The sequence below is a fragment of the Clostridioides sp. ES-S-0048-02 genome, assembly GCF_020658495.1.
Lineage (GTDB): Bacteria > Bacillota > Clostridia > Peptostreptococcales > Peptostreptococcaceae > Clostridioides.
The window spans coordinates 257,652-280,435 of sequence record NZ_JACVWH010000002.1 but is presented as its reverse complement, the minus strand read 5'-3'; the positions used below and the strand labels follow the sequence as shown (position 1 = coordinate 280,435).

The following is a 22,784-nucleotide window of genomic DNA, read 5'->3' as shown; positions in this document are numbered from 1 at the left end:
TTCAATAATTATAATTTAAAGCAATATGGTTTGTCAATAGCGTTATTTTGTTTTGAAATTAACGGTTTATCGACATTTTCAATTTTTATTTCAATTTTTTTTTACATATAATTTTATTTATTCCATATAAATTATTTTTATCTTTTTTTTCAACACATAGAATGATAAAACTTATTGTTTTTTTTGAATTTTTAGAAATATCTTATATTTTTTCATCTAACTTTTATAAATCATCAGCTCATATCGATTTTTGTCAGCTTATTTTAGTTTAATTTTTTCTAAATTTATTAGATATAAGTTAATCCTTTTTTAAGATTGATAAAATTTACACTTATTTTTAAATACTTTAGTCCCTCAATCATTATCTTAACTTTAAATAAGTAATACCACTAATTAGTTTATATATTATATATTCGCCAACATGATGAAAAAATCCTCGAACCAATCACTCCAATCTTCAATAGGATATGCAGCTCCTCCATTTACGCTTTTTAAAAGATTGGATGTATATTCTTCTCCTATAGAAAAAAGTTCACCTATCGTTATATCATATCCTCTAGATGTAACTACTTTACAAAATGAATCCATAACATCACGTTGTTTTCTTGTTTCCATAATCTCTTTCTTAAACTCTGAATCGTTCTTTGCTTCATCTAAAATTTTAATTAATTTTTCATTCATTATATACATTCCTTTCTATATAAAAAAGAAGCCATCTAAAAAAACTAAGATGACTTCACTTAATCGTTATAAACAATATTTTTACTAGTATAAAATAATTGGTGTACCTGGTTCTATATTTTCATATATTTTCTTTGCCTTAGAAAAAGGTGTGTTTACACATCCATGTGAACCTGAAGATCTATATATACCTCCACCAAAAGAACCTCTCCAAGTAGCATCATGAATTCCTATATTTCCATTAAATGGAAGCCAATAACTTACAGGTGAACTATAGCCTTGACCAGTTAAAGAAACATTTCTAGCTTTATAGTTAAGAGGATATATCCCTGATGGGGTAGCAAATCCTCTACCTAAATCGCCTGTTACAACATCTGTTGATACAAGCATTTCTCCATTCTTAAAGAACCACATGTGTTGGTCAGAAAGACTAATCTCAACATATGTATTACCAATATCATCTTTATTACGAGATACAGCTTTTTGTATGTAGATAGGTTCTCTTGTAACATTTTTTCCAGCTTTTACAACATCAACTAAAGCTTCTGCTTCTTTCTTTTTATCTATCAGCCATCCATAAATTCCACCTGAAATAGTAATCTCTTTGCCAGTTGCAGTTTTAAATGGTCTTGAATCTCCAAAAGTACTATATTTTTTGCTTAATCCTCTTGTATACTCTACCATCACATCATTATCGAAAGTTATGTCATAATTTTTTTCTGAGTCTACCTTTAACCACTTATTAATCTCAGAGCCATCTAAAGTTTCCTTACGGTCACTAAAATCATATGTAACAACTACACTGACATATTTATCTAATGTCTTAATAGCCTCTTTTAACTTTTCTGAATCCTTTGTATTGTTTGGAACTTCATATAATTTACTCTCCTCTAAAGAAACAGAAGTAACACCAGAATTAATTGATTTTTTTACTAATTTATAAAAATCATCTTTTTTTACTTTGTTTCCAAGTACTTCTGGTACTATAACATAAGCATTTTTACTGCTATCATACTTAGGGTATGCACTTTTAGGCTCTACAACATTTTTACTATCAAAACAAGATAAAGCATTAAACCCTTTTTCTAGTAAATCTTTATCATATGAAAGAGTTACCATATTATTATACTCTTTAGATTTAAATATTCCACCAATCCATCCAAACGCACTTTGGCTATCTTTTATTTTTTGAACCTTATCATCTGGTGTAAACTTTAAATCTATATCTTTTGCTTTTATTTGTTCTTTTTTATTGTTTCTTTCCTCTAGACTTAAAGTATAAGAATTAGTACTTGATGTTAATAAATCATTTACTTGTTCAACTGTCTTTCCTGAAGCTTTCACACCATTAATAGTTGTACCAAAGTAAAAATGATTTCTAAAAAAGATTGCCATCCCTATATAAGCTACAATCAAAACACCTACTACTATAGCTATCTTAACTTTTAGATTTTTTTGCCCACTTTCTTGTTTTGCCTCTTTTCCTTCAATCATAACTAAATCCTTTCTTCATTATAATTACCTATGTACTTTACTAGTTTTAAAAAACCTTATTTCTTCTATATACCCAAACTATTATATTATTAATTTATATTTTTGAAGATAGAGTTATTTACATGATATCAATTTATATTTCAGATAAAATGATTATTGTCAATTCCCCCTTTCAAAATCCCTTAAATATAACCTCTGCTATAATAATATATTACCATACTTTTAAGCATCAGTGTGGCTATCTGTCTATTTTTGTTACATTAAACTACTATTTCCAAAAAAAGAAACTAATATCTTGTTAGTTTCCTTTTTTGATTCATTCTTATATATTAGTCTCCAACTTAACATAACGTTGTTATATACATTTTATATAATTATTATTTAATTATTTTAGTTTCTATATCCTTTCCATCTGCATACTCTTTAAGTAAATCCTTAGCGTATCCAAAGTACTCTTCAATATCTGATTCCGAACTAAATGAAAATATACAAATTAGTATTTCAATTGCATCTGTTGTTATCATAGCTCTCTCGGAATCACTAGTTGGGCTTCCAAATTTACCTAATGAATCAGATAATATAGGTAGATTTTCTATATTTATCAACTCTTTTCCAATACCTTTATACTGCTCGCCTTCATCACCTACAGTAAAACATATTGGTGGATGTAGTTTACTTACATTATATGTACCAACTGGATATAATGATTTTATAGATATTAGATTATTTATTTCAACTATATTATTTATTGTATATAGACCCTTACCTTGAACAATTCTTCTAACTAATGCTTCTGAAGACGTTCTATATCTACTTGGATTTTTACCAAGTTCTTTATATGCATCTCTTGCATCTTTAATCTTATCCAATTTCGTAATATCTTCAATTTCTAGCTTTTGATTCAAAATATCACAAAACTCATTTATCCCATTTATTAACTTTTCTGAGCTTTTATTTACTACTACTTTTGCTTGGATACATCCTAATTTTGCATCAGGCCATTTGTCCTTAAGTTTTTTATCAATGCTTATATCTATCATACTCAAACAACTCCTATCATTAAATTTTTATTTAAGTTTTTTATCATCTATACATTATAGTACTATTCTTTTGTTAATAACATATTTATATCCAAAATAATTTATTTTTAACAGATTTTTATAAAAGATAATTACTTTCCTCATATCTGAATCTTACAAAATAAAAACACTAATTATCTAGCAAGCATTTATTAAATCCAAGCATATATAATAGTGTTTTATATGAAAAAATAAATTTTATTTTTAAAGTAATTTCATAAAATTTTGAACTGGCATTGGTCTTGCAAAATAAAACCCCTGAACTAAATCACATCCAAATTGCTTCATTAACTCAGCCTGTTTCTTACTCTCAACGCCTTCTATAATTACAATTAAATCTAATGATTTTGCTAGAGATACTATAGACTTTGCTATATTACGACTTTTCTCATCATTTTCAATACCATTAAGAAAAGACTTATCTAATTTTAATACATCAATTGGCATGTCCCTTAGACAACTAATAGAAGAATAACCTGTTCCAAAATCATCCATAGAAATTGAAAATCCATGCTTCCTTAATTCATTTAAAACACTTTTTAGTATATTTAATTCATTAATAACTACAGTTTCTGTTATCTCTAATTCAATTAAATTTGAATGTATGTTATATGTTTGGATAGTACTATTGATAAATTTTACAATATCTGGTTGATATAACTCAACTCTAGATAGGTTTACTGAAACTGGTACTAATTTTTTCCCTTGTTTTTCCCATTTAGATAAATCGCTACAAACTCTTTCAAATACAAATCTACCTATTTTTAAAATCAATTGACTTTTTTCTGCTATTGGAATAAATATAGCTGGACTTATAAACCCATGTTCAGGATGATTCCATCTTATCAGTGCTTCACTTCCTATCATCTCACCATTTACAAGTGAAAACTTAGGTTGATAATAAACTTCAAATTGATTCTTTACTAATGCTGTCTTTATATCATCTAAAATTATAGATTCCTCACTAAGCTTATTTCTAACATCTTCATTATAAATAACATAGTTTATATTTTTACCTTTGGCAACAGACCTTGCCATATTAGCTTTATTTACAGCCTTTTGAGCATCTACTTCTCCTTCTTCTACGAAGTAAATACCCACACAAAGAGAAATTTCAAATACTGTATTTAGATTATTTTCAATATTACTTCGTATACTATCAATTTTTTTTATAATTTTATTTCTTCCATTTTTATATTCACAAAAAATAGCAAAATAGTCACTTGAAAGCCGTGCATATATTTCACCTTCTGTTAGTTCCTCTTTTAAAGCACTTGCTATAGTAATTAATAGATTATCACCAAATTCATATCCAAAAGTATCATTAATCATTTTAAAATTATCAATATCAAAATATACTATAATATAATTTAAAGATGGTTTATTTAAAAGATACTTACTACATTCTCTATAAAATTTATTTTGATTTCCTATATGTGTAACTCTATCTTCATATGCTAAACTTAATATTTCTTTTTCATTAGATTTTTTTATGTACATTATATAGAAAATAATTGCAATAAACACAAATATAATCAATAATACTGCATATACAGCTCTCTTAATAATTTGCTCAGAATTACGGAATATAACATTTTCTGGAATTGAAAAAATCAAGTTCCAATCCTTTATATAATTATCTTTTTTCTTTCCATTATCCATAGTAGCATATCCTAGGTATCGTCTTTCTCCTGACATATTTAAGATTGCAGCACCTGTTTTATTTTCTTCTAATTGTTTTTTTAATTGATTTACATCTTTAATATCATTATCCTGCTTTAACAATTCATAAATATTTCTTGATAATCTATCTTGTTGAGGATGAAGTATAACTGTCCCATTATTTTTTACAACATAAGATATACTATTATTTTCATAAAAAGATACATTTATAAGTTTCATTAGAGTATTGACATCATAAGTACAATACAAAACTCCAACTACTTTATCATTATTTAATATTGGTACTGAGATAGTAATCTTTTTTACAGACTTATTTACTTCATCAATATATGGGCTTGAAACATACTTTTTACCATTAATTGAATTTTTGAAGAATTCTCTATCCTTAACAGAAAACTTATTACCCTTAGTATTTTCTGCATTCCCATTTATATCAACAATTGCCATAGTATAAAATTTTTGGTTTTCCATTTCATCTAAAAGCTTTTTTATTTTTTCTTCATTAGACATGTTAGGATTTGAAGTATAATAACTTGAAAAAATATTTAAAATATCTAAATCTTTTTCAATTTGTCTTTGTGCTAACTGAGAACCTTGTATCGCAACTTCTTTTATATGTACTTCTGCCTCTGATATAAGAAGTTTTCTTGTATCTTCTATATATAGATATCCTAATATCAGAAATAATGATGCCATTAAAAGAATTATAATTAATGTAACACTTTTATTTCTTTTAGTCATCTTACCCCTCCCTTAATTAGTCAACACTTTATATCCCTATTTATATCTTTATTAATACAAATTTATTACTTATCTTACATACAAATATACCCAAATATTACATATAGATTCATTCTAATTATTATAATAACATTATTTAATTGAATTTTGAATTAAAGTTTCAAAACTATTTATGTTTTTTTAAATGAAAAATCCCATATACAATGATATTATATATCTAATGTATACAGGATTTTAGTTTATTTATTTTATAGTAAGTTTTATAGTAAATTTATTTTCCATAATATGAATTTAAATACATTTCTTTTATTTCATTCATAAGAGGATATCTTGGATTCGCACCTGTACATTGGTCATCAAAGGCTTGAATCACCATTTCATCTAGTGAATCTATAAATTTAGATTCCTCAACACCAAATTCTTTTATAGTTTTAGGAATACCAACTTTACTCTTTAAATCTTCAATAGCTATCAATAAACTTTGGAATTTTTCTTCATCAGAATTTCCTTTTAATCCCAAGAATGAAGCTATTTCAGCGTATCTCTTTAATGCCTCTGGATACTTATATTGAGAGAAAGCTCCCATTTTCTTTGGTGCATTAGAAGAATTAAATTTCATAACATCTGTTATTAAAAGAGCATTTGCAACACCATGTGGTACATGATGGAAAGCACCTAACTTGTGAGCCATAGAGTGACAAACACCTAAAAATGCATTTGCAAAAGCCATTCCTGCCATTGTAGAAGCATTTGCCATTTTTTCTCTTGCTTCTGAGTCTTTTGCTCCATTATCGTATGCACGTGGAAGATATTCAAATATGCTCTTAATAGCTTGTAAAGCTAGACCATTTGTATAGTCAGTTGCAAGCATAGATACATATGCTTCTAATGCATGAGTCAAAGCATCAATACCAGAAGCAGAAGTTAATCCTTTTGGCATATTCATCATCATATCCGCATCAACTATAGCCATATTTGGCATCAACTCATAATCAGCTAATGGATATTTAACACCTGTATCTTGGTCAGTTATAACTGCAAATGGAGTTACTTCTGAACCAGTACCTGCTGATGTTGGTATAGCTACAAAACTAGCTTTTTCACCCATTTTAGGGAACGTATACACTCTTTTTCTTATATCCATAAATCTCATTGCTAGGTCTTGGAAATCTACTTCTGGATGCTCATATAATGTCCACATTATCTTACCTGCATCCATTGCACTTCCTCCACCTATAGATATTATTACATCTGGATTAAACTCTCTCATAGCTTTAGCACCTATCTTAGCACATTCTAAAGTTGGGTCTGGTTCAACTTCAAAGAAAGTAGTGTGCTTGATGTTCATTTCATCTAATAGGTCAGTAACTGTCTTAGTATATCCATTATTGTAAAGGAATGTATCTGTTACAATAAAAGCTCTCTTTTTATTCATTACATCTTTAAGTTCTTTTAACGCCACTCCTAAACAACCTTTTTTAAAATAAACTTTTTCTGGTGCTCTAAACCAAAGCATATTTTCTCTCCTCTCAGCTACTGTCTTAATATTAAGTAAGTGCTTAACTCCTACATTTTCAGATACTGAATTTCCTCCCCAAGAACCACATCCTAAAGTAAGAGAAGGAGCTAGTTTAAAATTATATAAATCACCTATACCACCTTGAGAAGAAGGAGTATTAATTAAAATTCTACAAGTTTTCATAGCTTTAGTAAATTTATCAAGCTTTTCTCTCTGATTTACATCATCAATATATAATGAAGATGTATGACCAAACCCTCCATCTTCTACCAATTTTTCTGCTTTACTAACTGCATTATCAAAGTTGTTTGCTTTATACATTGCAAGTACTGGTGAAAGTTTTTCATGAGCAAAAGCTTCTTCTATTTCAACTGAATCAACCTCACCTATTAAAACTTTAGCATCAACTGGAACTTCAAAACCTGCTAATGTTGCTATTGTGCAAGCTGTTTGACCAACGATTTTAGAGTTTAATCCCCCATTTACTAAAATTACATTTCTTAATTTTTCTGTTTCTTCTTTATTTAATAAGTAAGCACCACGATCTTTAAATTCTTTTTTAACTTCATTATATATATTTTCCAATACTATAACTGATTGTTCAGAAGCACATATCATACCATTATCGAATGTCTTAGATACAAGAATTGAATTTACAGCAGTTTTTATATCTGCGCTATCATCAATTATTGCTGGTGTATTACCTGCACCGACTCCTATAGCTGGTTTTCCAGATGAATATGCCGATTTAACCATTCCAGGGCCTCCTGTAGCAAGAGTTAAGTCAACTTCCTTCATAACAGTCGTAGTTAATTCCAAAGATGGCTCATCAATCCATCCGATTATACCTTCAGGAGCTCCAGCCAGAACAGCAGCTTCAAGAACTACCTTTGCTGCCTCTATAGTAGAATTTTTTGCTCTTGGATGTGGAGAAAATATTATTCCATTTCTAGTTTTTAGAGCTAAAAGTGATTTAAATATAGCAGTAGAAGTTGGATTAGTTGTAGGTATAACTGCTGCAACAACTCCTATTGGCTCAGCTATTTTAGTCATACCAAAGGCTTCATCTCTCTCTATAACACCACAAGTTTTAGTTTCTTTATATGCATTGTATATATATTCTGATGCATAGTGATTCTTTATAACTTTATCCTCAGCAATTCCCATACCAGTTTCTTTTTGTGCCATTATAGCTAGAGGAACTCTTTGCTTATTAGCTGCTAAAGATGCTGCTAAAAAAATCTTATCTACTTGCTCTTGAGTGTATGTAGCAAAGATTCTTTGAGCTTCTCTAATTTTTGCTAATTTTTTAACTAAATTTTCAACATTATTTACAACGCATGCATTATCTGCCATAACTTCTTCTCCCCTTTTATTTTCTATTATAGTCTGTTCTTTATTAGCCATTTCAATGCCCTCCTAGAATAGTATAATCTTCTTTTTCTGTTAATTTATTAACAGTATAGCATGTTATCTTTGCATTTTCAAGTTATTTTTTTAACATTTTATTTTTTGTTTAGTATTATATTATTTATATTAATAATAATATGCTTTACAAATATATAGATTAACTATATATTACTTTATTTTTTATATAAATTGTGAATAAATTCATCTCAATACTTAAGGATAACGTTATTATTTTAACACTTGTATTTTCATTTTTTAATGAAAAAATTAAAAGATTTTTTTCAAGTATAGTATTGTATAAAAGTTATAAAGAAAAAAATACATTAAGAAGAAAATAAAGACTTAAAGAGTAAATTAAATACTCTGAGATATGCAAACAGTTATAATATGTATTATAATTAGAGATATACACACTGATAATTTTTATATACTGTGAAATAAAATATACTTAATATATTACAAGTTAAAGTCCAGCAAATAAGATTGCTGGACTTTGTTAATATTACTAAATATACATGTATATCAGATTACATCATTAATCTATTGATGTGGACTTTTTATAACAGGTTGTAACTGTTTATTATCAAGAGCAAGCTCTATTGTTGGAATTATTAACTCTGTATGTGCAATCATAGAATTAGGCTTTGCATTACAATTATCTTGACCAAAAGGTACAAAATATATGTTTTTAGAGTTAAGAAGAGTTCCAATGTTTTTGAAATTAAAACTTAGAGCATCATTAGTTGATATTGATACTACAAGTGGTTTATCATTGCGAAGATGACCTTTTGCTGCCATCAATACTGGAGAGTCTGTAATGCCATTTGCTAGCTTAGCAGCAGTATTTCCAGTACAAGGGGCTATTATTATAATATCAGCAATTCCTTTAGGTCCAAATGGTTCTGCTTCTTCAATTGTAACAATAGGTTTATTTCCTGTCAGTTCATATGCTTTTTTCATAAATTCCTCAGAATTTCCAAATCTACAATCTATATTTTGTGATACATCTGAAAATATAGTGTGTACATTTGCTCCTGCTTTTACCAAATTCTCTAACTCTATAAATATTTTATCATAAGTACAAAACGAACCAGTAAATCCTACTCCAATTGTAAGTCCTTCAAGTCTCATCTCTAATCCCTTCTTTCATTTATAATATTTTCTATAGCGTTAACAAGAATTTCACCAGATGTCTTTGGTGAGTATTTACCAGGAAGCCCAAGACAAAGATTTGCATTAATACCTAAATTTTGTGTAACAGAATAATCTAATCCACCAGGAGAAGAAGCTATATCTATAATAGTTACTTCTCTTGATACTTTTTCTAATTTTTCTTTTGTTAAAATACATTCTGGTATGGTATTAAAAATATAATCAAACTTTAAAAGATTTTCATCAAGTTGATTTAAAGAAATACTAGAATACCCAAATGCATTAGCCGTACTCCTTGCATCATTATTTCTTGCTCCAACACATACATTTGCATCTAAAGCATATAATTTTTTAGCAAGTATTTGTGCACACCTTCCAAAGCCTAGTACTAGACAGTTACTTTGGTGCATATTGATTAGACTTCTTTTAATCGCTTCTGCTATAGCTCCTTCAGCTGTAGCAACTGCATTTAAAATAGCAACATCATTCATCTTCATAAAATCATAAACCTGAATAGAGTGTTGCTCACAAAATTTGTAAACTTTAGTTGGTATGTTTCCTCCAAATAGTATTTGATTAGGAGATAAGTTAATTAACAAGTTATCAATAGTAGCATCGAGACAACCATCAGTATTTTCAATACTAAATTGATTTTTTGTAAATGGAATTGGACATAAAATAATGGAACTTTTGGATAGTGCTTCAGCTAGTGAAGTTGCTTTTCCAGCGATTCCATTTATAATTTCATTTGCTATTCCATATATAACTACAGAATATCCTTTATTAATTAGTTTTTTTACCATGTACACTTGTCGCAGGTCTCCGCCTATAACAGTTATATCGTATTGATTTGACATATTGTAAGCCTCCTTTACTATATACAATATGTTTTTATCAATATATTGGTTCACTAAAATTATTAAATATTATACTTCTAACATTTCTAATAGTGCCAATCTATCTATCTTTTCAGAAGATGTATATGGTAATGAATCTAAAAAAATAATTTTTCTTGGAATTTCATTTCTAATTAAATAATTTCTAATCTTAATCAATAAATCCTTTTTTGTAATCTTACCTATGGTTGTTACAAATAATGCAATTTGACTTCCCCTTATAGTATCTAAATAAGGTAATGCAACTGCATCTTCAACTTGAGGAATTCTTTTTACTATATTTTCAAGTTTGATAGAACTGACTTTAAATCCACCAATGTTTACAACATCATCACTTCTTCCTTCAAATATCAAATATCCATCATCATCAAAATATCCAATGTCATTGACAGAATAAGGCTCTGATGCATTATATACTGCATATTTGGTATTTACAAAAATTATTCCATCCTTAATATATACATCTATTTTTGGAAATGGTTTACCTACACTTAGTGGTTTCTCAATCAATTCATCATAACACAAATATGTAATGTAGTTTAATTCACTTGCTCCATAATATAAAATGATTTCAGAATCTGGCATATATTTTTTTATTTTTATTGCTGTATCCTCAAACAACAATTGAGAACCTGTAAAAACACTTCTAACTTTAACTATTATCTCACTTAAATATTTAACCAGTAACTGAAGCTTTGTAGGTATAAGATATATATTAGTTATATTATATTGTTTTATTACATTTATCCATGTTTTACAATTTAAACCTGAATTTATTACAACACTACCACCTTCATATAGTGCTGACATTATAGAATTTAGATTTCCTGTAAAACTAAGTGTTCCATTGATAAATAAAATAGAGTCCTCAGAAATATGGAAAATTTCATTTTGTATAGGAAAAAATCCAGCCCAGCTTTCATATGTTCTATATAATACTTTTGGTACATTTGTAGAGCCTGAAGATAAAGCTCCCATACAAATCTCTTTATCTAAATAGTTTAAAATATTATTATATTGATATACATTTATACTATAATGTTCTGTAGAAGAATTAGCTACCTTTAATATTCTATTGCAACTACCATTAGATAAATAATTTATATCTATATTCTCATCTGATATAACAATTGAAATATTATTCTTTATTAAAATATCACTTAATACTATTTTAGAAAGATTATAATGACAAATGATAGGAACATTATTTGAATAGTTAACACCTAAAAAACTTACTAATTGGAACTTTATATTTTTAGAATAAATTAAAACAGGAATATTTTCACCTATAGAAATCTGTCTCCCAATCTCCTCACTATCTCTTAATATATTGTCATAAGTATACTTTTCTCCATCTATAATCAAAAAATCTTTATCTTTATAGTTGTTTCTTTTTACTTTTAAAAGTTCATAGTAATTCATAATCTACACCCTTTCAATCAATAAAGCAGAACCCAATCCTCCAGCAGCTGCTATAGAGCAAATTCCATACTTCCCATTAGTCTTTTCAAGTGCTTTTAAAAGATGTAACGCAATAATTGCACCAGAAGCACCATATGGATGACCATATGCTAAAGCCCCTCCAAATATATTATATCTATCAATTAATTCTGGATATTTTCTTTGAAATAAAACATCTATAACTGCAAATGCTTCATTAAATTCAATAGCAGATATGTCCATATAGTTAAGCTTTTCTATATCCAAAAGCCTCTCCATAGCTTTTATAGCAGATGTTGGACTTAATTGTGGCTCTGTTCCTATTGTACAAGAATTGATAACTTTAGCCTTTGGATTCTTTTTTGTATTCTCTAAATATTTTTTAGAACACAGAATAAGAAATGAAGCCCCATCATTAATAAGACATGCATTTGCTGCATTTGTAATACTTCCCTTTCCTAAAATTGAAGGTATCCTATCTAATAATCTTTGGCTCATTTTATCACGTATACCTTCATCATATGTATTGCTATCTATAGGAAATATAATATCTTCAAGAAATTTTTCTTCTCTTGTGTTTTTTGCTCTTCTATGACTTTCTTTCACCCAATAATCTAATTCTGCTTTCTCAATTTTATATAACTTTGCCACTCTTTCTGCACCTTCAAGCATACTATTCTCACTATTATTATCTGGAGAAAATTGAGCAACTGCATAGCTTGGATTATTAATATTATATCTCCTATCGTTTTTATGATATGTACGCATTGGTTGTAGAGAACTACTCTCAAAACCTCCTGCAATAATTAAATCGCATTGCCCAGATTTAATCTTTGAAAATGCTATATCTAAGCTCATCATAGCAGAAGCACATTGCATATCTACAGTAAAAGCAGGAACTTCACTTTCTATTCCCGCTGTTAAAGTCATTAATCTTGTGATATTTCCTCCTGTACCAACTGCATTTCCACATATAATCTCATCAATCTTATCAATCTCATACTTTTCAATTAGGTGTTTTAAAACCTTTGCTCCTAGTAATTCTGGTTGAACACATTGAAAAATTCCATTTTTTAGACCAATATGACTTCTTAATCCTCCTAGTATAAAAACATCTTCCATACATTATATCCTCTCTTCATCATAGATTTCTTTTTAGTACGTTATTTAATTTAACACCTAAAAAAGATGCAATAATTGCTTTTATTGTATCTCCAATTAAAAATGGTACAACAGCTGCAAAAAGTGCTGCTTCTACCGTCATTTGATTAAAGTAACACATAAATACTGTTCCCATAAAATATATAATAGGCATACCAACAAAAATTGTTATTGGTATATATCTCTTAATATCATTATTTTTACCTTTTAATAAGCTAATAATTAGTGCTGCAAATAAAAATCCAAAATAAAAACCACCTGTTGGACTTAGTAATTTACCAATTCCAGATGCTCCTCCTCCAAATACAGGTATTCCAATTAAACCTATCATTATGTATACACCAACTGTACTAAATGCTTGTCTTGGTGTTAATATTAAAGCTATTAGATTTATCATTATTGTTTGTGCTGTTACTCCTGCTGGTGTAAATGGTAATGGTATATATATGTATGATGATATACATAATAATGCTACACATATTGACATTTTAGTTAAATCTTGAATATTTACTCTATTATTTTTCATTTTCATAATTCCCTTCATATGTCTTATTCAATTTAGTTTATATGTACATATACAAATCTTCTATTAAAGCTTTGTTTTAGTATAAAAGAAAGCTGTTTTTTTGTCAACCTAAAATATTGTATAGGTTTACATTCAACTTATAAGTAAACTTGCTTCTAATCCTTTATGTTTTAATGGTTATTTATAAAATTTTACTTATAAACAAATCTATTTGCCCTATACTTGTAAATTATAATATGATATATTTTATATGAGATTTTATTTCATATAATAAATTAACAAGGAAGTGACAATATGAAAACTAATGAAAATCAATTAAACAACATAGATAAAGAACTAGATGAACTTAGTAAAAAAGTTTATCTAGAATCCCCAGATTTTTGGATAAGTATTTCTGATAAGATAGTAGATAAAGTTTTTGATGAAATGTTATTATTTTTTGCAGTAAAATATGATTATTACAATATACTATCTTTTGCAATTGAAAACAATTATATAGATTTAAATATGCCATCAAAAAATAAAGACTATCCAGATATAATGAGTCATTTTTTATACACAGCAAAACAAAAGAAAGATAAAAAGATTTACAATTACCTTTTAAACTTAAATAAAAAATATACCATAGGTGAAAACTCCTCTTTAGATGATTCAAATCGCAATACTGAAAAGGACACTTTTGAAAAAAAAGATGTATATATTCCAAAATATATGTGTCCAAATTGTAATACAAATATTTTTGATACAGGCTATAGAGTGTCAAATGATATAACATATAAATTTTCTTTTCAAGATGCTGAACCGATTGAAGTATCTAATGAGATTTCTTCTATTAAATGTTGTAATTGTGATAAATTAATAGAGAATGTAACTACTGACAAATTGTATAGTATTTGTAAAATTCAAAACTGTGATAATTGTGGCTCTAGCTTAACTAAAGTAGGAATTATTGCAAAGAAAAAAATGGAGTTTAATGAGAATACTGAAGAATTTGGGTATGTTTCAACGTCTTATTGTTGTAGCAATTGTGGTTCTGAAATAGATTCTTCTCAACGAGAATATTTTAAGCTTTAATATTTTATATTTTAAAAATAATTTCAAATAAGAATACTATGTTATTAAATATTATTATAGAAATTTTTGTGGACATATTTGGAGATATAATTTAAATGCTTTTTGCACAGACACTTTAATAGTAATTAAAATTGCTATGAAATTAGATATTATTAAACTAATTTCATAGCAATTTTTAGTAATATAATTTTTATTAATTTTGGACAAATTTTATTTTCTATCTCTTTAATGTACCGACCATAACTCTTAAATCAATTGTTATATTAGATATCCCTGACTCTATCAACCTTAAAATCTCTTCTTCATCTGATGTTGATGTTAAAGGAGTCATTTTAACTAAGTTCATTAAATTTAATATATTGATATCAGTTTTATAATTGATTCTATTTTCATAAATTACATCAAGGTGTTTTTTAAATCCAGCTACAATGTTTTTATTATTATAATCATTATTCTTTATATTTGCCTGTATACTTTTCCTTATTTCTTTTAAATAATTTGATTATTGGACAATCTTTACTATTATTCCATCATCATTTAAAGCCCTTGTAAATTCCTTATAATTTGCAGGAGAAATTATATTTAATATTTTTATCTTCATATAATTTATTTAAGAAATATCCTTCTCCACATCCAGCATCTAAAATGTGGTTATGCATTACATACTTTGTTTCTTCTATTAAATTATCATATACTTTAGAATTATATATTTCATGTCTTGATTCAAATAATTCTTTATCATAAATAGTTTTAGTATTACTATTCAATTTAAACAGCACGAAATTATGGCTACTTATATAAGGTATATTTTTCTATCTTATATAAAATTATGTTATAGGTTTTTGTAAAATAGCCACAATTTGTGCACTATCCTCTTATTCTAAAATAATACATAAATGCTCTTTTATTCATTATTTTATCCTCCCATAGTTATATATTTTGTAATATTGATTAAATTACAAGCATATATAATTCATGATTTTAAAGTTTACTATTATAAAAATACATCTATTCGAGTAATAAATTCTTTTATTACTATTCTAATGTGAATATACTAAAGTTGTTTACTATATTCCATTATATATTCTTTAAATCCTGAATCTTCATTTATTTGTTCTTTTACTATATTAAAACCTTTTTTGCTATAAAATACAACTGCCTTTTTATTATCTTTATATACTGCTAAACTTAGATTTTTATATTCTTTAAGTGCATAGTCTAAAAGTTTACTTCCTATTCCTAAGTTTTGATAATTTGTACTTATAAACAATGCTCCTATAAATTCATTGTCTATAATACTTATAAATCCTTTTATTTCTTCTTCGTCATCATATACAAAAGTTTCAGATATAGGCATATATTCGTTTTTGACAGTATTGTAGTTATTTTTCCAATAATCTTTATTTATAAAATCATGTGCTTTGATTGTACTTTCTTCCCATATTTCCATTATTTTTTCTATATCTTTGTTATTTGATTTTCTTATCATAAATTTTATTTCACCTCATTTTTTTATTGCTTTCTTATTATTATTTATAGAATATGTATGTTTTATTTAGATATTATTTAGTTAATATAAAACCTAATAGCTTTGAAACTTCTTCTACTTTCCAATCCACTTTACATACCACTTAGTTAATATAAAACCTGGAACTAAAGGAGATAAAGGCGACCCTGGAGAACCTCTTTACATACCACTTAGTTAATATAAAACTTTAGAATAAGATTCAGAAAGTTTAACTTCAAAAATCTTTACATACCACTTAGTTAATATAAAACATACCGCAGGTGTGGAAAAAGGTCTCGGGGGACTTAACTTTATATACCACTTAGTTAATATAAAACTTAATAACACAGGAACAAATTATAAGATAATTTCACCTTTACATACCACTTAGTTAATATAAAACTCATCTAAAAAAACTATATAATTAAAATAATCCTTCTTTACATACCACTTAGTTAATATAAAACTTAGAGGATTTAAACTTTTATGAAAAACAAGTAATTCTTTACATACCACTTAGTTAATATAAAACCTCCAAAACATTTGCTTGAATATCTACACTCTATACACTTTACATACCACTTAGTTAATATAAAACACAAGAAGAAAGTACACGTGCGTTGAGTGATATTAACTTTACATACCACTTAGTTAATATAAAACATACATAAATTATAAAAGATGAAGAGAAAAAAATCACTTTACATACCACTTAGTTAATATAAAACTATACATAAATTATAAAAGATGAAGAGAAAAAAATCACTTTACATACCACTTAGTTAATATAAAACTTTCTTGAATATGTTCTAATGCCTCTTCTACATCTATATCTTTACATACCACTTAGTTAATATAAAACTCCAATTCTTCCACATATATCATCCCCTTATAATCTCTTTACATACCACTTAGTTAATATAAAACTAAGTGATAAAGTAACTATCCTTAAAATTTACGTTTCTTTACATACCACTTAGTTAATATAAAACTCACAATTTTAACACTATTAAATCCTCTATTTTCTTCTTTACATACCACTTAGTTAATATAAAACCTTCCGTTATTAAACATCATATTTGCTATTTCTGACTTTACATACCACTTAGTTAATATAAAACTCTAGTCCTATAAGAATACATGTTATTTCTTTCTACCTTTACATACCACTTAGTTAATATAAAACCGTTGGTACAAATCACAAAGTAGTTCAAAAGTAGTTGCTTTACATACCACTTAGTTAATATAAAACTATAAATTCTTATTCTTTCATTAGGTGGGACAGGACTCTTTACATACCACTTAGTTAATATAAAACTAATTGATGTAGATAAATATATAAGTGAGAATTTGAACTTTACATACCACTTAGTTAATATAAAACCCCAAAATAGGTCTAATTGAGTACATTGAAAATACTATACTCAAGCAATTACAATTAAATAAAAATATCAAATTTTGCAGTGAGCGAACAGTAGTGCAATTGAGAATAATTATCACACACTCTCAATGCCTTATATTCCAACTGTTAAACCCTATTTTAGCATAAATTTCGCTCACTGCAAACCTATATAAACATTTCATCAGAATACTTATCAATACCATAACATTTCTTTTTAATTGAATTAGGATTTTTTATCTCATAAACATAAATAGAATCTTCACTATTATCAATAACCTTTTCTATTTCAGAAATACATTTATGTAACTTTCCATCAGTAATATCTCCTTCAAAAACAGAATTCTGTGTCCAAGTCAAATATTTTCTGAGTATTTTTCTAATCCTGTTTAGTGATTTAGGTTCAACAACATCATAAGTAACAATAACAAACATTCTCTACCACCATGCCTTTAAAACTTTATACTTTTCATCATTGATAAAATGTTTAATCAATTTATAATATTCTAACCTTATAAACATTCTATATGAAACTTTTCTATTAAGATTTCTATGTTTTATAGTTGTTTGCATCTTATTTTCAAATTCTTGTAAAAATTTCTTCTTTCCTTTTTCACTTAAATAACAAATTTTGTCCTGATATTCAAAATCACTCTTATTAATTCTTTTGTTATTAATCAAGCTAAAAATTATTGTATCAATTATAATAGGCTTGAAAATTTCTGCAATGTCTAAGCTTAAAGAAAATCTCTTTGTTGATGGTTCGTGTAAAAAGCTTATTGTAGGGTCAAGTTGTGTCTTATATATCTCACTTAAAACATTCGTATACATTATGCTATTTCCAAAAGACATAAGAGCATTTACTGGGTCTTTGGGAGGTCTTTTTTCTCTTTTATAAAACTCAAAATCATCTTTCAATATTTGATTAAATGATTTATAGTATGTTTTTCTTATTCTACCTTCTTTACCCATAAGTTCTGATATTTCTTTGACATCATTCAAACTATTTAGTTCATCTTTTATAGTATCAATTAAGCTTTCATCAACTTTGTAATACCTCATATTTCTTAAAATATGGTATGACGCACTTTCCACAAAGGATTTTGCTAAATATAGTCTTTCATTTTTATCTAAATAACAGGCTGATTGACATACTAAACTGAATCCTGATACATTTTTCTTCCTTGGGTAATATGTACCTGAATAATATCCATAGTAATTATAGAAATGAAGCATAACCCCATATTGACTTATATAATTTATCAGTTTTGTGTTTAAATCAACTTCGCCATATATATGAATATCATCAACTTGTTCTACTGGTAATATTTTTTTCTCACCTTCCAAATTATAATAGTAAATTGTATTTTCTTTTCTTTTTATATTACCATTACTTATAATATAATAATCTCTATACATTGTTACTCCTCCTTTACAAAACAAAATTCATAATAAGCACATTTTGTACAATAAGATTTCTTTTCAATTTTTGGAGGAGATAACTTCATATTTATTTCATTTATATTTATAAGTGTGTTTTCAATAATTCTTTCTTTTTCCTCTGTCAATATCAATTCTTCTTGCTTCTTTTCCTTAACGTAATTTATAGTTCCTTTTTTCTCTATACCCATACTATTCTTTAAATAGTATAAGTAATAGTATAACTGCATTTCATCTGCTTCTTTCATCTTTGAACTTATTTTCACTTCTTTTAGATACTCATCCTTTAATATATCTAGTTTTAAAATATCATCAATCAGCACTTCTTTATTTTTCATTCTTTTATATGAATCTTCATGTACTATCTTTCCAGATAATACCCTATTACTATTTTGTTCCATAGTTATTCCTTTAGAGAATAACCATAGTTTTCTTTTACATACATAATAATAATTTATCTTTACACCTTGAACTTTTAATACTTCTAAATCTATTGGCACAAACTCACCTTCTTTAGTAAATTTTAGCCACATTGTTAATATAAAAATCAAATAATTTGGTCTATTTCCTTATCTATAAGCACACCTTTACCAAATATCTGTTTTGTATGTTCATTTTCATGTATATCATATTTATATAAAAGTATCTTTAAATCTTCCAGACCTTTTACATCTATGTCCACTATATTTTGCTTAGCTTTATATTTTGGTATATTTACACTTTTTTTAACTATTTCTCTTCTAACTTTTTTTCTCTTAGATTTTATTTCATGTATTAATTGTCTGTCTTCATTACTATATGCCTCTGTAAGTTCTTGCCCCAAATCTTTATAATCTTTTATTAAAGTTTCTTCAATTTTATTATATATATCCTCTGGGATTACTGTATATGCTTCAATATTTCTAAGTATACTTTGTGCCTCATCAGACCCTAAGCTATAGGGTGTTATAGTATCTAATATATTTAAAGCACGATTAAATTTTTCTTGAAAATCAGTTTTTTCTAAACTTTCTTTAGAATATAGTTTATCAACCATTTCTACTTTATCATCTTCTGTTATCTTAAAAAACTCTTTGTTCTTTATAGAAGCTTTCAATAACTCAAGTCCTTTTTCTACAATATCCTTATCATAAATACTGCCTATTCCTGTAGCTTTTTCTGTATATATAAATATATTTGGGCTATTTTCTTTATACTCACGGCTTCTATAACATCTCCCAAATCGTTGAAATAGACTATCAAGTGTTGAATTCTCTGTATGAAGCTCATCAAAATCAATGTCAAGGGATGCTTCTACTAATTGTGTTGTAATCCAAATTCCTTTACTATTACTACTTGCAAATTCTTTTATATATTTTTCTAACTTTGCTCTATCTTCTTGTATATACATAGAATGTAGAAGATTCACATTAATATCTATTCCTTTTGACTTAACTATCTCTTCTATTGATTCATATTTTTCTACAGCGCTTTTAACCGTATTTACTATTACTAAAACTTTTTTATTCATTCCACTTTGTATTATTTTTTCTAAATTTTCATCTATTGAATTTTTTACAATAGCTATACAATGTCTTATTTTTTTTGTATTGTATGTTGATTTAGCTATATTACTATCCATTACACCTCTTTTTCTTAGTTCGTCTATATATATAGTTGGCATGGTAGCTGTCATTATCATAAATTTTCCACCTATCTTATGTATCATCTCTATACCTTTTACCAATACAGCTGCTATTTCTGGTGAATATGCTTGTATCTCATCTATTACTACTTTTGAATATGCTAATGTTGAGTATACTTTTTCATACCCTCTATATAAAAAAGGAAATTTAAATATTTGGTCTATTGTAGAAAATGTCAACTTGCAAGATAATAGCTTTGCTAAATCTACAATCTCATTTGAATCTTCCTGATTACTTTCTTCCAGATAATCTATTGCTGTTGAATGTAACAATCCTAAGAATGTATCATTTGACTTTTCTAATCCAGCTATATTTTTAGTCCTATCAAATAAAGCATTTATACTTACCCTTAGTGGTAGTGTAAAAAATGCCTTATCTTTATCTATCCAAATTAAAGCGGTTTCTGTTTTCCCTATACCTGTAGAGGCTATCAATATTATATTTTTATCTCTATTAGATTTAGTAAATGATTGAGCTTCTCTTAAACTACCAAATTCTTTCATTAAATAATTCTCTGTGTGTTCTCCTATATTTATAACACTATTGCATTCCACAACTTCATGAGCAGAAGCACTATGGTCTAGCCTGTGAAGAATACCTTTTAACATAATATATAAATGATAGTATTTGTGATTTTTATCTATTCTTTTTATTACACTCTGTAGATACGCTTTACTTAATTGTTCTGTTCTTATTGGATATCTAACTTTAAATTCATGTTGTAACTCATAAACTTTATTTATTAAATCTTCATCTAATATTTTTTGTATTAAATTTCTAAAATCTTTATCTATAAATGTATCTCTTTCATGATGATATACAATAACTTGATTTAATACTGCTCTCAATTCTCTATCTTTTGACCTGTCTATACAACTATAATCAATAAATGCAGGAGAAAGATAATTATGACCTATATTATTTTCTAAATGAGTTACTATTTTAGATTCATTTGTTTCAATATACATTCTACTTCTTATTAGTTTTTGAAATGGAGAAAATGCTTTTCCAATATCATGAAATTCTATAACAAAATCAAGTAATTGCCAAAACTTATCTTTCTTGAGAAAATTTATACTATTTATATTTGTTCCATAGTATTCTCTTAACATGTTCATTTGTTTTAAAAGCTCATCAGTGTGTTCTCTCAGCGTTTCCACTGGATTAGATTTAGCATATAACATACTCTTCCTCCCAATTTATATTATTAAAATATAACAAATCTCCTTCATTATCTAATAATATATCTCCAACTGATATAGGAATTCCATCATCAACATAATAACTATCTACCTTATTCCAAACTCTTTTTTTATCTTCCTTAGCATTATTATCATAGTAATTATTAAGCCTGTAACTTATGCCCTCTATATATTCATCTTGTAAACTTGACTTTGGTATATATATAGGCATTCTTATATTATATTTTGATAACCTATAATTTTCATAATCATCTAACTGTATGTCCTCATCTACTTCAAATTTATTAACTTCTACAAATCTAATATCATTAATTCTTACTAAATCCTCTTTTCTACCTAATGATAAATGCTCACCACAATTTAATAAACTATCATATAAATTTTTTAATAATTCAAAATCTCCACCTATATGAATTATCAAATTTACATTCAATAACATATGACTGTTCATTGGCATAGACGTAACACTATCCTTTTTATAAAAATATGTTGTCTGATAATTATTAAATATACTTTCATATGTTCCTTGTACACTTATATTAAATGGTATATACTCTGTAGCATTTAATATTTTGTGAATTAATCCATTTACTGTAGAATATGGTGGCAGTGGATAAGTCTCTGTAATCTTCATAGCAAATGGTTTTTTATAGCATGCAGTTTCTTGAAATAAATCTAATTTCAAAACCTTCATA

Annotated in this window: 19 protein-coding genes and 1 CRISPR repeat array; of the genes, 1 reads left to right on the top strand and 18 read right to left on the bottom strand. The window is 26.8% G+C overall.

All coding sequences use genetic code 11. The annotated features are described in order from the left end of the window. Positions 1-405 precede the first annotated feature (405 nt). The 10 genes from IC173_RS04110 to IC173_RS04065 form a co-directional block, all read right to left on the bottom strand. Entirely contained in the window at positions 406-681 is a 276-nt protein-coding gene (locus IC173_RS04110) for a Nif11-like leader peptide family natural product precursor (protein ID WP_227482030.1), read from the bottom strand. A gap of 84 nt (positions 682-765) precedes the next feature. After that, positions 766-2,175: a L,D-transpeptidase family protein gene (locus IC173_RS04105; RefSeq protein ID WP_227433961.1), complete on the bottom strand. Its 1,410-nt coding sequence runs from the start codon at positions 2,173-2,175 to the stop codon at positions 766-768. Positions 2,176-2,552: 377 nt separating this feature from the next. Beyond that, a complete protein-coding gene (locus IC173_RS04100) occupies positions 2,553-3,215 on the bottom strand; it encodes a B3/4 domain-containing protein (protein ID WP_227433960.1) in 663 nt (220 codons plus the stop codon). 243 nt (positions 3,216-3,458) lie between these two features. Next, positions 3,459-5,678 carry an EAL domain-containing protein gene (locus tag IC173_RS04095; RefSeq protein WP_227855197.1) on the bottom strand — a complete coding sequence of 740 codons (2,220 nt, stop codon included), beginning with the start codon at positions 5,676-5,678 and terminating at the stop codon, positions 3,459-3,461. 271 nt (positions 5,679-5,949) lie between these two features. Beyond that, on the bottom strand, positions 5,950-8,553 hold the full coding sequence (adhE, locus tag IC173_RS04090) for a bifunctional acetaldehyde-CoA/alcohol dehydrogenase (protein WP_227482147.1): 2,604 nt from the start codon (positions 8,551-8,553) through the stop codon (positions 5,950-5,952). Between the two features lie 594 nt (positions 8,554-9,147). Further along, positions 9,148-9,738 carry a dipicolinate synthase subunit B gene (locus IC173_RS04085; protein ID WP_227433958.1) on the bottom strand — a complete coding sequence of 197 codons (591 nt, stop codon included), beginning with the start codon at positions 9,736-9,738 and terminating at the stop codon, positions 9,148-9,150. A 2-nt stretch (positions 9,739-9,740) separates the two neighbouring features. Then, a complete protein-coding gene (dpsA, locus tag IC173_RS04080; protein ID WP_227482028.1) occupies positions 9,741-10,616 on the bottom strand; it encodes a dipicolinate synthase subunit DpsA in 876 nt (291 codons plus the stop codon). 69 nt (positions 10,617-10,685) lie between these two features. Beyond that, entirely contained in the window at positions 10,686-12,077 is a 1,392-nt protein-coding gene (locus tag IC173_RS04075) for an AMP-binding protein (RefSeq protein ID WP_227824357.1), read from the bottom strand. Between the two features lie 3 nt (positions 12,078-12,080). After that, positions 12,081-13,217, bottom strand: coding sequence for a thiolase family protein (locus IC173_RS04070; RefSeq protein WP_227482026.1), 1,137 nt, complete (start codon positions 13,215-13,217; stop codon positions 12,081-12,083). A gap of 19 nt (positions 13,218-13,236) precedes the next feature. Further along, on the bottom strand, positions 13,237-13,782 hold the full coding sequence (locus tag IC173_RS04065; protein ID WP_227433954.1) for a biotin transporter BioY: 546 nt from the start codon (positions 13,780-13,782) through the stop codon (positions 13,237-13,239). A gap of 294 nt (positions 13,783-14,076) precedes the next feature. Between IC173_RS04065 and IC173_RS04060 the strand changes: the two genes are divergently transcribed. Further along, positions 14,077-14,856 carry a hypothetical protein gene (locus tag IC173_RS04060; protein WP_227835195.1) on the top strand — a complete coding sequence of 260 codons (780 nt, stop codon included), beginning with the start codon at positions 14,077-14,079 and terminating at the stop codon, positions 14,854-14,856. A gap of 217 nt (positions 14,857-15,073) precedes the next feature. On the opposite strand, the gene IC173_RS20635 is transcribed toward IC173_RS04060, so the two are convergent. From IC173_RS20635 to cas5b, 8 genes are all read right to left on the bottom strand, one after another. Further along, the gene (locus tag IC173_RS20635; protein ID WP_255613285.1) at positions 15,074-15,202 is read right to left on the bottom strand and encodes a hypothetical protein; all 129 of its coding nucleotides are present in this window, start codon (positions 15,200-15,202) and stop codon (positions 15,074-15,076) included. 211 nt (positions 15,203-15,413) lie between these two features. Beyond that, on the bottom strand, positions 15,414-15,623 hold the full coding sequence (locus IC173_RS04055) for a hypothetical protein (RefSeq protein WP_227851189.1): 210 nt from the start codon (positions 15,621-15,623) through the stop codon (positions 15,414-15,416). Between the two features lie 287 nt (positions 15,624-15,910). Next, positions 15,911-16,345 carry an N-acetyltransferase gene (locus IC173_RS04050; protein WP_227433951.1) on the bottom strand — a complete coding sequence of 145 codons (435 nt, stop codon included), beginning with the start codon at positions 16,343-16,345 and terminating at the stop codon, positions 15,911-15,913. A 64-nt stretch (positions 16,346-16,409) separates the two neighbouring features. Further along, positions 16,410-17,747: direct repeats of the CRISPR family, unit length 29 nt; unit sequence CTTTACATACCACTTAGTTAATATAAAAC. 183 nt (positions 17,748-17,930) lie between these two features. Beyond that, the gene (gene cas2 / locus IC173_RS04045) at positions 17,931-18,197 is read right to left on the bottom strand and encodes a CRISPR-associated endonuclease Cas2 (RefSeq protein WP_227433950.1); all 267 of its coding nucleotides are present in this window, start codon (positions 18,195-18,197) and stop codon (positions 17,931-17,933) included. A gap of 3 nt (positions 18,198-18,200) precedes the next feature. Next, the gene (gene cas1b, locus IC173_RS04040; protein WP_227855196.1) at positions 18,201-19,181 is read right to left on the bottom strand and encodes a type I-B CRISPR-associated endonuclease Cas1b; all 981 of its coding nucleotides are present in this window, start codon (positions 19,179-19,181) and stop codon (positions 18,201-18,203) included. 2 nt (positions 19,182-19,183) lie between these two features. Continuing rightward, complete coding sequence (cas4, locus tag IC173_RS04035) at positions 19,184-19,735, bottom strand: CRISPR-associated protein Cas4 (protein ID WP_227433995.1); 552 nt, start codon at positions 19,733-19,735, stop codon at positions 19,184-19,186. 14 nt (positions 19,736-19,749) lie between these two features. Continuing rightward, positions 19,750-22,071 (bottom strand): CRISPR-associated helicase Cas3', encoded by a 2,322-nt coding sequence (gene cas3 / locus IC173_RS04030; protein ID WP_227433948.1) that lies wholly within the window; start codon positions 22,069-22,071, stop codon positions 19,750-19,752. Next, positions 22,058-22,783 carry a type I-B CRISPR-associated protein Cas5b gene (cas5b, locus tag IC173_RS04025; protein WP_227433947.1) on the bottom strand — a complete coding sequence of 242 codons (726 nt, stop codon included), beginning with the start codon at positions 22,781-22,783 and terminating at the stop codon, positions 22,058-22,060. The genes cas3 and cas5b overlap by 14 nt, the downstream gene beginning before the upstream one ends. Between the last annotated feature and the right edge of the window lies 1 nt (position 22,784).